11 protein-coding genes and 1 other RNA gene are annotated in these 13,594 nt (G+C 43.3%); 6 read left to right on the forward strand and 6 right to left on the reverse strand.

What is annotated here, in order from left to right; translation table 11 throughout:
- Positions 1-251: 251 nt before the first annotated feature.
- Together SALWKB2_RS11045 and SALWKB2_RS11050 are read left to right on the forward strand one after the other, a co-directional pair.
- The gene (locus SALWKB2_RS11045) at positions 252-872 is read left to right on the forward strand and encodes an L-threonylcarbamoyladenylate synthase (protein ID WP_025331735.1); all 621 of its coding nucleotides are present in this window, start codon (positions 252-254) and stop codon (positions 870-872) included.
- Between the two features lie 65 nt (positions 873-937).
- Positions 938-1,594 (forward strand): site-2 protease family protein, encoded by a 657-nt coding sequence (locus SALWKB2_RS11050; RefSeq protein WP_025331736.1) that lies wholly within the window; start codon positions 938-940, stop codon positions 1,592-1,594.
- Between the two features lie 158 nt (positions 1,595-1,752).
- Here the strand turns inward: SALWKB2_RS11050 and prmC are convergent, their stop codons facing one another.
- Both prmC and mgtE read right to left on the reverse strand, forming a co-directional pair.
- On the reverse strand, positions 1,753-2,565 hold the full coding sequence (gene prmC / locus SALWKB2_RS11055; RefSeq protein ID WP_025331737.1) for a peptide chain release factor N(5)-glutamine methyltransferase: 813 nt from the start codon (positions 2,563-2,565) through the stop codon (positions 1,753-1,755).
- Between the two features lie 39 nt (positions 2,566-2,604).
- Entirely contained in the window at positions 2,605-4,038 is a 1,434-nt protein-coding gene (gene mgtE / locus SALWKB2_RS11060) for a magnesium transporter (RefSeq protein ID WP_025331738.1), read from the reverse strand.
- A gap of 346 nt (positions 4,039-4,384) precedes the next feature.
- Here mgtE and SALWKB2_RS11065 point away from each other — a divergent pair, with 346 nt between their 5' ends.
- A complete protein-coding gene (locus SALWKB2_RS11065; protein ID WP_025331739.1) occupies positions 4,385-5,278 on the forward strand; it encodes a LysR family transcriptional regulator in 894 nt (297 codons plus the stop codon).
- A 35-nt stretch (positions 5,279-5,313) separates the two neighbouring features.
- On the opposite strand, the gene SALWKB2_RS11070 is transcribed toward SALWKB2_RS11065, so the two are convergent.
- The 3 genes from SALWKB2_RS11070 to SALWKB2_RS11080 form a co-directional block, all read right to left on the reverse strand.
- Entirely contained in the window at positions 5,314-6,303 is a 990-nt protein-coding gene (locus tag SALWKB2_RS11070) for an aldo/keto reductase (protein ID WP_025331740.1), read from the reverse strand.
- A 246-nt stretch (positions 6,304-6,549) separates the two neighbouring features.
- A complete protein-coding gene (dld, locus tag SALWKB2_RS11075) occupies positions 6,550-8,250 on the reverse strand; it encodes a D-lactate dehydrogenase (protein ID WP_025331741.1) in 1,701 nt (566 codons plus the stop codon).
- Between the two features lie 103 nt (positions 8,251-8,353).
- Positions 8,354-10,195, reverse strand: a complete 1,842-nt coding sequence (locus SALWKB2_RS11080; protein WP_025331742.1) for an ABC transporter ATP-binding protein — start codon at positions 10,193-10,195, stop codon at positions 8,354-8,356.
- A 143-nt stretch (positions 10,196-10,338) separates the two neighbouring features.
- Here SALWKB2_RS11080 and rnpB point away from each other — a divergent pair.
- Positions 10,339-10,699, forward strand: an RNA gene (gene rnpB, locus SALWKB2_RS11775) — RNase P RNA component class A.
- 162 nt (positions 10,700-10,861) lie between these two features.
- On the opposite strand, the gene SALWKB2_RS11085 is transcribed toward rnpB, so the two are convergent.
- Positions 10,862-11,404, reverse strand: coding sequence for a DUF4865 family protein (locus SALWKB2_RS11085; RefSeq protein WP_025331743.1), 543 nt, complete (start codon positions 11,402-11,404; stop codon positions 10,862-10,864).
- Between the two features lie 110 nt (positions 11,405-11,514).
- Here SALWKB2_RS11085 and SALWKB2_RS11090 point away from each other — a divergent pair, with 110 nt between their 5' ends.
- Both SALWKB2_RS11090 and SALWKB2_RS11095 read left to right on the forward strand, forming a co-directional pair.
- A complete protein-coding gene (locus SALWKB2_RS11090) occupies positions 11,515-12,252 on the forward strand; it encodes a LysR family transcriptional regulator (protein ID WP_025331744.1) in 738 nt (245 codons plus the stop codon).
- 404 nt (positions 12,253-12,656) lie between these two features.
- On the forward strand, positions 12,657-13,229 hold the full coding sequence (locus SALWKB2_RS11095; protein ID WP_025331745.1) for a hypothetical protein: 573 nt from the start codon (positions 12,657-12,659) through the stop codon (positions 13,227-13,229).
- The last annotated feature ends 365 nt before the right edge of the window (positions 13,230-13,594 follow it).

Raw genomic sequence — 13,594 nt, forward strand, 5'->3', positions numbered from 1 at the left:
ATTAATGCCGGACAGAAATCATGTGCTCTGATAAGACAATTTACCGGCACTGGTAGCGAATTTCAGGCTGAATGCTGAATTTTTCAGCAATTTTCTATTTGTGCTGATACCTGTCTGAATATGTGCTGGCTGTTTACTGCCGGTAATACTTCTAAATAAATAGTTAGTCGGACATATTATTCACTGTTGGTGTGGCAGGCTTATGTTTACAATAACTGATTGGATTGATAAATACAAAATAAGGAATTTTTATGGCACAGTTTTTTGCTATCCATCCTACTGATCCTCAGGAACGACTGATTAATCAGGCAGCAGATATTGTTCGTGGTGGCGGAGTGATTGTTTATCCGACGGATTCCTGCTATGCACTGGGCTGCCTGCCGGGCAATAAACAGGCAATGGAGCGAATTTTACGTATACGCGGCATTGATCAGAAACATCATCTAACTCTGATGTGTCATGATCTCAGCCAGCTGGGCGTTTATGCGCGTGTAGATAATAGCCAGTTCCGGCTGCTCAAGGCAGCAACACCCGGAAGTTATACATTTATTTTGCAAGCCACCAAAGAAGTACCAGCACGTACTCTTCACCCTAAACGCAAAACCATCGGTTTACGTGTTCCGGACAATCGTATAGCTCTGGCTTTATTGCAGAATCTGAATGAACCCATGCTGTCATGTACACTGATGCTGCCTCATGATGATGAACCGTTAACTGACCCTTATGATATCCGGGATCAGCTCGAACATGAAGTAGATCTGGTGATAGACGGTGGCTGGTGCGGTACTGAACCTACAACCGTCATTGATATGACCGAGGATATTACGCTGATACGGCAGGGTAAAGGGGATGCTGCACTATTTGGTTTGTAAAATTTTCACTGGTATCATAACTGTTTTGATACAGAATTTTCTATTTGTATTTTAAGGATTTTACTTTGCAGAAATTTGATCTGGCTTTCTTACTTCTGGCAATCTTGCCGATTCTGCTTGGGCTTACGCTCCCGGAAGCAGTTTGTGGTTATGTGGCGCGCTTTTGCGGTGACCGTACAGCTGAAACGATGGGTCGGCTGAGTCTGAATCCGGCTAAATACATTGATATTGTCGGAACAATTATTATCCCGCTGGCAACTATGATTCTTTTGTCAGGCTTTCTCATGGTTGGCTGGGCCAAACCAGTACCAATTGACCCGCGAAATTTTAAAAACAGACGTCAGGGAGAGCGTCTGGTAGCCATTGCCAGCCCTCTGGCTAACCTGCTCTTATGTCTGTGCTGGACCATTGTTGTGATTATCAGTCAGTGGGTGCCGGAATATTTTGAGGAACCAATGGCAATGATGGGAATAATAGGTATCTATGTTAATGCTATGTTCTGCTTTTTCAGTCTCCTGCCGATTCCTCCGCAACCGGGTGCACGTTTTGTTGACAGTTTTCTGTCACCAAAAGCTTCGATGGAATACCGTAAACTCGAACCATATGGAACATGGATTATTCTGCTTTTGATTGTAAGTGGCATAATGTCGACTATTTTGTGGCCGTTTACCGATATTATTGTATCGCTGATGTCATCAATAATTGATATCTTCAGTGATTAATCTCTTCTGAGATCAGATGTAGTTTTCATTATTAAAAATTCTATTGAAATATTTAATTCGGCAAGAATATTTTTATATTCTTGCCGAATTATATTGATTACATCAATTTAAAATTAATTCTGGTGAATAAATGATTGGCTCATTGATTTACCAGGAAATTATTTTCTCTGTCCTAGTGTTACTCTTTCCAGACCTGCCAGATCAGGCTGTGTGTAAATCTGACTGAAATTATTCTGCGCTAACATTGTGCGAACTGCTTCTCCCTGATCAAAGCCATGTTCCAGTAATAACCAGCCATCAGGACGCAGAAAATGTGCAGCGCCGGTAATAATGGTTTGAAATGCAGTCAGACCGTTGTAATTATCGGTGAGCGCATGCTGTGGTTCAAAGCGCAAATCCCCCTGCTGCAAGTGTTGATCATGTACGGCAATATAAGGAGGATTGGATACAATTACGTCCACACTGTTAACTGCAGGCTGCGGCTGCGCCTGATACCATGAACCTTGTCCGAAAGATACGTCTGCCTGCAGGGCAGCAGCATTGGTACGCGCAACTGCCAGTGCTTCTGCACTGATATCAGCTGCCCATACCTGTGCATCAGGACGTTCACAGGCTACGGTAATCGCAATGGCTCCGCTGCCTGTACCTAAATCCCACACAACTCCGTGCTCAGGTAAATGTGCTAAAACCGCTTCTACGAGATGTTCCGTTTCCGGACGCGGAATCAGTACAGCTTCTGTAACTTGAAAACGCCTGCTGTAAAATTCACGCCATCCGAGCAGATAGGCCAATGGCTCACCAGCCAGCCGCCGTTGTGCCAGTTGATTCAGTCTGGTCTGATCACTGCTGCCGATTAACTGCTGACCATGGGCGATAATATAGCCATGACTGATATCCAGTACCTGCTGAAGCAGCATTCGTGCTTCCAGTCGCGGCAAACCGCAGTTGTGTAACCAGCTATCAAGAGTGATTGGCGTATCTGTATTCATTATCTATTCTTTAAGACAGGTTTATAACAAAAACAGGGTGGCCAGACCGAGAAAAATAAAAAAGCCGCCGGAATCTGTAACAGCAGTAATCAGCACACTGCTGCCAAGTGCCGGATCGCGGCCGGATTTTTGCATAATTACCGGTATCAGTACGCCGACCGTGGCAGCCAGTAACAGATTCAGTGTCATTGCAGCCACCATAACCAGACCAATACCTACGCTGTGATACAGGAAATAAGAAACAAGCCCCATCACAGAACCCCAGATAATACCATTTACAAGAGCAACGCCCTCTTCTTTGCGCAGTAACCGCCATGCCTGACTGTTACTGATTTGTCCGGACGTCATGGCGCGCACAATCATGGTAATGGTCTGATTACCGGAATTACCGCCAATACCGGCCACAATCGGCATCAGTGTTGCCAGCGCAACAATTTTTTCAATTGAGTTTTCAAACATACCAATTACACGGCTGGCAACAAAAGCCGTACACAAATTGACAGCCAGCCATATCCAGCGGTTTTTTACTGAATCCACTACCGGCGCAAACAGGTCTTCCTCTTCACGTAAACCGGCCATATTCAGCATATCGGTTTCTGATTCTTCACGAATCACATCCACCATTTCATCAACGGTAATACGTCCGATCAGTTTGCGGTTACTGTCTACTACTGGTGCAGTGACCAGATCATAGCGCTCAAATGCCGCTGCTGCTTCTTCAGCATCGTCCTCAGGACGGAAGGTAACCACATCATCGGCCATAACTGTCGAGACCAGTAAATCCGGATCGGCAACCAGCAGACTGCGTATGGGTAAAACGCCTTGCAGAACATCGTAATTATCGACTACAAAGATTTTATCGGTATGGTCGGGCAAACGTTCAAAGCGGCGTAAATAACGCAAGACCACTTCACAGGTTACGTCTGCCCGAATACTCACCAGCTCAAAATCCATCAGTGCGCCAACCTGATTGTCTTCAAATGACATTGCCGCAGTAATTTGTGCCCGCTCTTCTTCATCACGGCTGCTGATGGCTTCATAAACAACTTCTTTGGGCAAATCTGGAGCCAGCTCGGCCAGTTCGTCTGCATCCAGATTATCCACAGCGGCCAGCAGTTCCTGCTGCGCCATGCTTTCAATCAGGGTTTCACGTACTGGATCAGAAACCTCCAGTAATACCTCACCATCTTCAGTAGGTGTAGCCAGCTTCCACACCAGCATACGTTCCTGTAGCGGCAGTGACTCCAGCAGGGTAGCCATATCGGCTGGATGCAGCTCGTGCAGAGCAGCAATCAGTTCAGTCAGTGCCTGTTCCTGCTCCGGTGTTTGCAGGTATGACTGAGTATGCGAATGGATATGCTCGGCAACCGGCAAAAGAATAGCAACCAGCTCACATATGTGATCGGTATCCAGATGCAGGCGTTCCAGTTCGCTGAGATTGCTATGGCTATCCATTGTATTGTTATCCTGTGTGTTGCATCATCCAAACCGGAATGTTACCGCTGCAATGCCAGCAGTATATCCTGATAAAACAGCATTTTGCCTGTTATGATAAATTAAAGCCTGCTTGAGCAGGCTGTCTTTAATAATATTGTACACGGATTTTACCTGTTCGCGCCTCTCCTTCTTTGCGTTTATCACCACAAACTATATTGCTAAGCTGCATAATCAGTGTATTTCACGGTAAGGTTTATATATTCTCTGTCACAGAATAAGGTTGCTGATAACACCACATTGTTTTAATGTATAAATTACATTACTGCTGCAAATCATGATTAAATTCAGCAGGGGGAATAGCAACATGCTCAGAGAAAATTTCAATGAATTTCAATATTTACTGACAATAGCCAAAGAGCGAAGTTTTACCAGAGCAGCCCGTAAACTGGGAATGACACAGTCTGCGCTCAGCCACGCGATTAAAGTTCTGGAGCAAAAACTGCAAACACGTTTACTGACCCGGACAACACGCAGTGTGGCGCCTACTGATATAGGTGAACAGATTATTGCTTATCTGGAACCACGATTAAATGAGCTTGAATTTACATTACAGAATCTGGTTGAACAAAATGGTACGGCCAGCGGCAATATTCGGCTGTCTGTTAGTGAACATGCGGCAAATACAGTGCTCTGGCCGAAACTGAAACCATTTCTGAAAGAACATCCGAAAATTAATGTTGAGTTATTTATCGATAACCATTTTGTAGATATCGTGCAAGATGGTTTTGATGCCGGAGTACGCCTTGGAGAGAGCCTCGAACAAGACATGATAGCCATTAAACTGAGCTCTGAAATACGTCTGGCCGTTGTGGCATCAGCAGATTATTTCAAGACTCACGCTATACCGACCACTCCATATGATTTACAGCATCATCAGTGTATCAATGTACGCTTACCCAGTGCCAACGCACTTTATCAGTGGGAGTTTGAAAAAGACGGCAAACCACTGCGCATTAAAGTGAACGGACAACTTACTTTCAATCAGTTGCCTGAGCGCATAGACGCCGTGTTATCTGGTTTTGGTATTGGCTACGTGCCCGAGGATATGGTCACAGCACTGGTGGCATCCGGTCAGCTGGTACAAGTACTGAAAGATTGGTGTCCTGCTTTTCCGGGCTATTACCTCTACTATCCCAGCCGCAAACAGCACCCCCGTGCCTTTGCTATGATGATTGATGCTTTACGACTAGTTGAATAAGGGAAACCATATGAGTCTCCCTTATTCTTTCCTGATTAACGCCCTACACGTGCCTGCAGGTCAGCAGGATAACGCTCACCCACAATAGAAACACGCTCCAGAGCCTGATTAATTTCAGCAACATCACTGGCAGTTAGCTGAATGTCGGCCGCAGCCAGATTTTCCTGAAGTCTGTCTGGTCTGGTAGTGCCCGGAATCGGAACAATCCATGGTTTTTGTGCCAGCAGCCATGCCAGCGCAATCTGAGCCGGAGTAACCTGATGAGCCTGAGCCAGTTTATTGATCAGAGTGTTCAGTTTTTCATTTGCTGCCAGTGCTTCAGGAGTAAAGCGCGGTACACGCCGGCGGAAATCATCGGCGGTAAATACAGTAGATGAATTAATGGTACCGGTTAAAAAGCCTTTACCCAGCGGGCTGAACGGTACCAGACCAATTCCCAGCTCCTGCAGCAATGGCAAAATTTCTTTTTCCGGCTCCCGCCACCACATTGAATACTCACTTTGCAACGCAGTCAAAGGCTGTACTGCATGAGCTCGGCGAATGGTAGCAGCACCGGCTTCAGACAAACCAAAATGTTTTACCTTTCCCTCAGCAATCAAATCCTTAACCGTACCGGCAACATCTTCAATCGGTACATCAGGGTCGACCCGATGCTGATACAATAAATCAATCACATCTATTTGCAGCCGCCGCAATGAACCTTCGACTTCCTGACGAATATGCTCCGGACGGCTGTTTAAAATCTGCTGTTTATTATCATCACCAAACGTAAAACCAAACTTAGTGGCAATCACTACCTGTTGCCGGTAAGGTTTCAAAGCCTCACCGACTAATTCTTCGTTCAGATAAGGACCATAGACTTCTGCCGTATCAAAAAAAGTCACACCCTGTGCCACAGCAGAACGAATCAGCTCAATGGCTTTTCCGGTTTCTGTTGCCGCACCATATCCGAAACTCAACCCCATACATCCCAGCCCCAAAGCAGAAACGGCCAGACGGCTACTGCCTAAATAACGTTGTTGCATCGTACTATTCCTTTTGTGATTAATTGCAGAAACAGCATAGTCTTTGCAGGCTACAGGATTAAGAGGTCTGAATTACTAAGGTTAATTAATACTATTCATAAATAATCAACTTGCCTTTTCATCAGTCAAAAAAAAACGCCTGACAAATCAGCAGGCGCTCAGCGGTATATTTCAGACGTAAATACTATCTTTTCCAAATACCTTTATCAGCAATGATTTTCAGAAAATACTGATTTATTTGTCAGCTTAATCAGCCCAGTATTTTTTCTTTGAAGTTTTACCAATACCCGGATTAAAGCTATTGGTAGGATCCAGCTGCCGGTAGAATTGCTTTAAAGCCGGTTTGGCATGATACAAGTGACCGACATTGTGCTCAGCCGGATACTGGGCTCCACGCTGATCAAGCAGTACCAGCATCTCATCTTCAACTTTGTTGCAATCGGTACCTTTACGGGCAATATAATCCTGATGGAAAACATGACAGAAAAAGTGGCCATAATACATTTTATGGATGAAATGCTGATTAATACTGTCAGGCAGGGTTTCAAACCATTCGCTGTCATTACGCCGTAAAGCCACATCCAGTGCAACAATATTTTCTACCGTATTGCTATGCACATTACGATAGGTAGTCGCTGCGCCGGCTGCGGCAAAACGATGCAGCATTGCCGCTTCGGCCTCTTTTTCATTACAGCGAAAATAACTACCAGTTTTCTGCTGGAAAAAAGTATTCAGAAATGCTTCTGCTTCCTCAATACCGTCATCAGCCATTTTCAGAATCAGATGGTGTTCGTAACGGTCGCGGTAATCACGAATGGACTGAGGTAAATGCTGCGGCAGAAACTTACACATAAATACCGCAAAATGGTCAGAAAAATTCTTCGGAAAAAACGGAATTTTCGCCATGATACGATCAACAAAATTCTTAAAGGCAAACAGGCGCGGCATAGCATCCGTACCGAATTTCTGAATGGCAACAAAAATATCTTTACCATACGCCGCAGCAATATCAAAAGCCTCACGGTGCATGTACTCACCGGAAACCGGCAGATTTTTAAACTTGCTGAGAATCTGGCGGCGAATATCATCCAACTCGTGGGTATCATTACTGCCGATATAGAAAACCGCAGATTTTTTCTCCAGCGGGAAAGTATCCAGACGAACAGCAAAGACCATCAGACGTCCGGCGCTGCCGGAAGCTTCATAATGCCGTGCCGGATCGGCATTAAAACGTGCCGGCGTATCTGCATCTATTTCGCGTACATGGTTGCGGTATTCGTGGTCATGTCCCATACCGGCATCATGTTTGATATCCTGATCGCTGTATTTATGATTTTGCAGATTCTGTAAAATAGTTTCCGGTTCATCGCCCAGTTCGATACCAAGATGATTTACCAGATGCAACTGACCCTTTTCATCCAGTTGAGCAAACACTGCCATCTGAGTATAAGCCGGACCGCGCTGAATCAGCGCACCGCCTGAATTGTTACATACTCCGCCCATCACGGAGGCACCAATACAGGATGAACCGATAACCGAATGCGGACCACGCTGATATTGTTTCAGCTCTTTTTCCAGACGGAACAGTGTGCTGCCGGGCAGACAGACTACCTGTTCGCCATTTTCAATCACCTGAATACCATCCAGCCGGCGTGTGCTGACAATAACAATCGGGCGATCATAATCATTACCATCCGGTGTCGAACCACCTGTCAGACCGGTATTGGCAGACTGAGTGATAACTATCACATCAGCTTCAACACAGGCTTTTAATACCCGCCACTGCTCCACCAGTGTACCCGGTATCACAACAGCCAGCGCATCACCAACTCCGAAACGAATACCCTGACGGTAAGGCAGAGTACGTGCGGGATCAGTCAGAGTATATTCATGCCCGACAATTCCCTGTAATGTGTGAACGAGGTCGGTATGTGTATTAATACCCATACTGCTTCTCCCTTTATTATGTAGTGACTTATTCCTAATTAATACAAACCATTTTAGAACAGTTATATATTAACGGAAAGATTTTTAACATATCTGATGTATATCAGGCTTCAGGCAAAAAACCACCGCTCTGCCGTTGCCACAGCATAGCATAAACACCATTTTTTGCCAGCAGCTCACTATGTGTGCCCTGCTCAACTATCTGCCCTTTATCCATCACAATCAGCCGATCCATTGCAGCAATCGTTGACAGCCGGTGAGCAATTGCCACAACCGTTTTGCCCTGCATTAACCGGGTAAGATTTTCCTGAATGGCGGCCTCTACTTCTGAATCCAGAGCACTGGTGGCTTCATCCAGCAGCAGAATCGGCGCATCTTTCAGAATTACACGGGCTATGGCAATCCGCTGGCGCTGTCCGCCAGACAGCTTCACACCGCGCTCACCCACATGTGCATCATATCCATGTCTTGCTTTAGAGTCTTCCAGTGACGGGATGAAACCATCCGCTGCTGCCTGCTGTGCTGCCCGTATCATTTCTTCATCAGAGGCATCCGGACGCCCGTAAACTATATTGTCACGTACCGAACGGTGCAGCAGAGAAGTATCCTGTGTCACCAGCCCCAGTGCTGCACGCAGACTGTCCTGTGTTACATCGCGGATATCCTGCCCGTCAATCAGAATACGCCCGCCCTGTACATCATAAAAACGCAGCAGCAGATTGGTCAGTGTCGTTTTACCGGCACCGCTGCGTCCGACCAGACCCACTTTTTCACCTGCTCGGATATGCAGGTTAAAATCGCGCAGCAGCGGTTTATCCTCACTGTAAGAAAAGTTTACATGCTCAAAATCAATCGCACCCTGATTAACTGTTAACGGCAGTGCCTTAGGTTTATCAACAATAGCATGCGGACGGGATAGTATCTTCATACCATCTTCAACCGTACCGATATTTTCAAACAGACGCGCACTTTCCCACATTACCCAGCGTGAAAGACCATTAATCCGTGAGGCCATGGCTGTCGCTGTGGCAATAGCACCAACACCCACCTGCCCCTGCATCCACAGCCAGATACCCAGGCCGGCGGAACCGACTACCAGTAAAGTATTAATCATGGTGCTCAGACTATCCAGCAGGGTTGCCAGACGCATCTGCGCATTCACGGTTACCAGAAATTCCTGCATTGATGCTTTGGCATAGGCGGCTTCACGCGCACTGTGTGAAAACAGCTTCACCGTAGCAATATTGGTGTAGGCATCAGTAATACGACCGGTCATCAGACTGCGGGCATCTGCCTGCCTCTGAGCAGTTTTAGACAGCCTAGGAATCAGAAATCTGAGTACCATGACAAACAGCACTATCCACAGAATAAAAGGTAGCAATAACCAGCTGTCCATACCGGCAAGTATTACCCCGCTGGTAACAAAATAAACCAGCACATAAACCAGCATATTGGCCACAGACATTACCGTATCACGTACTGCAAGCGCGGTTTGCATTACCTTGGCAGAAACCCTTCCGGCAAATTCATCCTGATAAAAACCCATACTCTGCCCGAGCATCAGGCGGTGGAAATTCCAGCGCAGGCGCATCGGAAAGGCACCCTGAAGAGTCTGAAACTGTACATTGGAAGAAAGAAATGACCAAATAATACTGAATATCAGCACAGCAGCCATCAGCAGCAGTTCATGTCCTTTTTCCGGCCATAACCTGTCTGGTGAATAAGCACCAAGCCAGTCGATTACCGTACCAAGGAAACGAAATACCAGTGCCTCCAGAATACCGGTACCTATGGTCATGACAACCATCAGCAGCAGCCAGGGGCGTGCTCCTTCCAGACAACTCCAGATAAACGGCAACACACCTTTTTTCGGCGGTTGCGGAAGCGTATCCGGATAAGTATCAATGCGGTTTTCAAACCAGCTGAAAAATCGGTTCAGTAACATATTGCGCGGGCTTTCTGCATAGGTGAGCCATAGCGGCTGTACCAGCAAATACGGCAGCCAGAAAAATAATAAGACAAATCATTATACATAATCTGAAATATAAATCAGCTTTCAGCGGTTTGTGTTAGAATCCTGCAGGCACATCAGCATACCAGACAGTCGCTGTGCATAATATACATGCATGGAGGAAAGTCCGGGCTCCACAGAGCAGAATGCCGGCTAACAGCCGGGCGTCGTGAGGCGACGGAAAGTGGAACAGAAAGCATAACCGCCGATGGCTATGGGAAACCACAGCACAGGTAAGGGTGAAATGGTGCGGTAAGAGCGCACCGTGCCGTTGGTAACAACGTGTAGCAGGCTAAACCCCATTCGGAGCAAGACCAAACAGAATGCACTGACGCTGCTCGCCGAGCATTCGGGTAGGTTGCTAGAGCGGCACAGTAATGTGCCGCCCAGATGAATGACTGTCCGAGACAGAACCCGGCTTATCGGTTGTCTGATGTGCCCCTCAGCATAATTGTTAATCACACAGTTGTAACCGTTTTTCCGGCTCTTTAGCACTCATTGATTATTCAGCATTCCCATGGCACCGGATATCAAAGAAAAACATAAAGTAAAAACAAGTTAGTTATCTATTGATATCATTTATTGAACAATCTGATTAATTTATTTTTGACCATGCCCTGCATCAAGCGAAAGATGGAGAATCTGATAGAGATTCTGATTATTTATGGCTGGCTTGTCTTTAAAAAAAGTAAATGCGGCATAACGCCATTTATCCGGATTATAAATAATCACTTTACCAGTTTTATTTTTATACTCAGCACCTTGAAAAGAAAAATCTTTTAACCGTACTTGTTCTGCTATAGAAAAATTTTCTTCTAATACATACCGGCTTTGTGAGAAATCATTTGTCAATTCTACTTCTGCTGTAATACCAATATTGATTTTTTGCCAGCCAAAAGAATTAATAATATTGTCAAAATAGCCTTCGAAAATAAATTTGTTCATTCCTTTGGTTTGTTTCCAAAGATAAAGAGGACAATATCCATTGCCTGTATTGCCACTCTTTTTATCAGAAATTATATAAGCCTTAAATAATAAATCTTCAAAGCCATCTGTTTTAAAACCATTATTTTGAATACGATCTTTGATAATATTCATATCATAATCGGCTGGTAAACTAATTTTATATTGCATAGCCTGCATACTGAATTCCCGCTTTAAACGATGTAATTCAGTTTATAAATTTAATTAAATTTTGAATAATTCTAATCTGCGATTGAGTTATCAGAAAAAATGATAGGCATATACAACATATGGATTTCAAAGGATTATTGATTTTTAAAACAGTTTATGACGTTAAAAGTCTTAATAAAGCAGCAAAAATTTTAGGCTATTCACAATCTAATCTGACCTCACATCTGAAAAAGATGGAACATGAATTACGGGCAACGCTTTTTATCCGTAGTTTTGATGGAATGAAACCAACAGCACAAGGCCATCAGTTTTATGCTTTTAGCAATTCAACACTGGAAAAATTTGCACAAATAAAATTATCATTTAAATCTGTCAAACCTTCATTATTAATTTCAGAACTTCTGTTTCAGTTTATTGTTATTGAAAAGACTGCATATCAAATAGAATCAACAGATATTGTTATTAAAAAAACCTGTGAAATAGAAAATGAAATTAATCAGCATAATTATGATAAGGTTATTACTTTTAAAGAATTTAAGCATAAAGATTACGATTTAACAGAAACCGGATATTTACCTGTTACCTTTTTAAAAAGTTCCGAAGTTACTACTCATCTGCATTTACCTGTCTTGATTAACAACGATGCAGATTGTCCCTTACGTGCCAAAACTTTAGCCATATATCCGCAGCTGACTAATATTATTACCATTGATTCTCTCAGCCAGCTGTTAAATCTTGTTGAAAAGGGGCAGGCAATAGCACTATTACCCGTATTCTTTGCGCAGGATAAACTTACACCACTTGATACTCACCAGTATCCGATTGACTATTTTTGTTATCAGCATCAATCAGTTTAAAAAATTTTATATCATATCAAGTTTACTATCACTACCCGGACCATTATTCACCGGTTAAGTCTGTTAATAAACCATTTGCTGTGAACTGAATACATCTGTATGGATTTTTACTGTTGCAGCCTGCATGTCCGCATGTCTGAATAGTACCTTACCGATACAGTTACCAACAAATAGGCACAGAAATTATCTAAACAAGTACAAGGTTATGGCCTGATATTTATTCCGGCCGGATTGATAATATCACTAGTCAAAATCCTTAAATTTTGATTTATATCATTCTATTTTTCATAGAAACAACATAATATCTATAAAATAAAACAGATATTTACATTCTTATATTCTCCAGTAACGCCTAATGCCGGATAACTATTGAATTCTTACTTTTTAAACCCAGAGATAGCCAAATGCAAAAAATCTTTATAGCCATTATTTTTGTTGTCTGTCAGTTAATCTCTTACTCAGCATTAGCTCTAACTGTGTCCTCCCCACCCATCTATCAAGTTAAAGCATCTGATTTTATAGAAAAATTCAATATCTTAAATAAACAATATCGATATAATCTGAAACCTATTAAAAAAAGCGAGGAGTCTCTATCTGAATATGACCTTGCACCTCATATCAACCTCACAATGCATAGAAACAGCTGGGATGAGTTGATAACACAACTTAAACTTAACTGTGACCAATCCTCGAATAATAAATCAGCCGATATGAATAAATGTCAGCAATCTATTCAGCTTATTAGTGAAGCATTTGATGCTGATTTTGAGCTTAGTGACTTCGAGCGTAATAAAGTATGTGAATCCAAACATAAAACCTCATGGCCAGCTGGATCCAGTGGCATGGTAAAATTATGTTCATATGAGTTCAATAATGTTCGTTATACACAGGAGCATGATATGGACGACCAATCTTTACGCTTTATCATTTCTCCGTTTCTTGGAAATATACCATCGAAGTATTTGAGAATGAAATAACTTAAATATGAATAGCCAGAATGATTAAGACCGGATAACCGGTCTTTTAGGATTGATGCTAGTTACTATCACGTTTAATAATTAATCCCAAAGGGAATGATGGGATAAACAATACCAGATGGGGCAGATTGAATATTCTCAATCCTTAGCCTGAAATATAAACAGATTTAAAATATACAGACAGTTTTATACCTGCAATTTGTACTGCTAATTGTGTTTAATCTCTTTATCCGAATAAAATTTATTCAGATGAAGTGAAAATTTTGGTTGTTTATTTTACATCACCAGAGAAAATTTCATGCCGGATAATCACTACTAAATACTGTTAAATCTCAGGCTGCATCAACTCAGAAGGAGTATTTTGC

The organism is Snodgrassella alvi wkB2 (assembly GCF_000600005.1).
Taxonomy (GTDB): domain Bacteria; phylum Pseudomonadota; class Gammaproteobacteria; order Burkholderiales; family Neisseriaceae; genus Snodgrassella; species Snodgrassella alvi.

Bases quoted from the DNA above. Each gene is read 5' to 3' on its own strand.
- SALWKB2_RS11095 (WP_025331745.1), top strand. From the start codon at position 12,657: ATGCAAAAAATCTTTATAGCCATTATTTTTGTTGTCTGTCAGTTAATC.
- SALWKB2_RS11065 (WP_025331739.1), top strand. From the start codon at position 4,385: ATGCTCAGAGAAAATTTCAATGAATTTCAATATTTACTGACAATAGCC.
- SALWKB2_RS11090 (WP_025331744.1), top strand. From the start codon at position 11,515: ATGGATTTCAAAGGATTATTGATTTTTAAAACAGTTTATGACGTTAAA.
- SALWKB2_RS11045 (WP_025331735.1), top strand. From the start codon at position 252: ATGGCACAGTTTTTTGCTATCCATCCTACTGATCCTCAGGAACGACTG.
- mgtE (WP_025331738.1), bottom strand. From the start codon at position 4,038: ATGGATAGCCATAGCAATCTCAGCGAACTGGAACGCCTGCATCTGGAT.
- SALWKB2_RS11085 (WP_025331743.1), bottom strand. From the start codon at position 11,404: ATGCAGGCTATGCAATATAAAATTAGTTTACCAGCCGATTATGATATG.
- dld (WP_025331741.1), bottom strand. From the start codon at position 8,250: ATGGGTATTAATACACATACCGACCTCGTTCACACATTACAGGGAATT.
- SALWKB2_RS11070 (WP_025331740.1), bottom strand. From the start codon at position 6,303: ATGCAACAACGTTATTTAGGCAGTAGCCGTCTGGCCGTTTCTGCTTTG.
- SALWKB2_RS11080 (WP_025331742.1), bottom strand. From the start codon at position 10,195: ATGTTACTGAACCGATTTTTCAGCTGGTTTGAAAACCGCATTGATACT.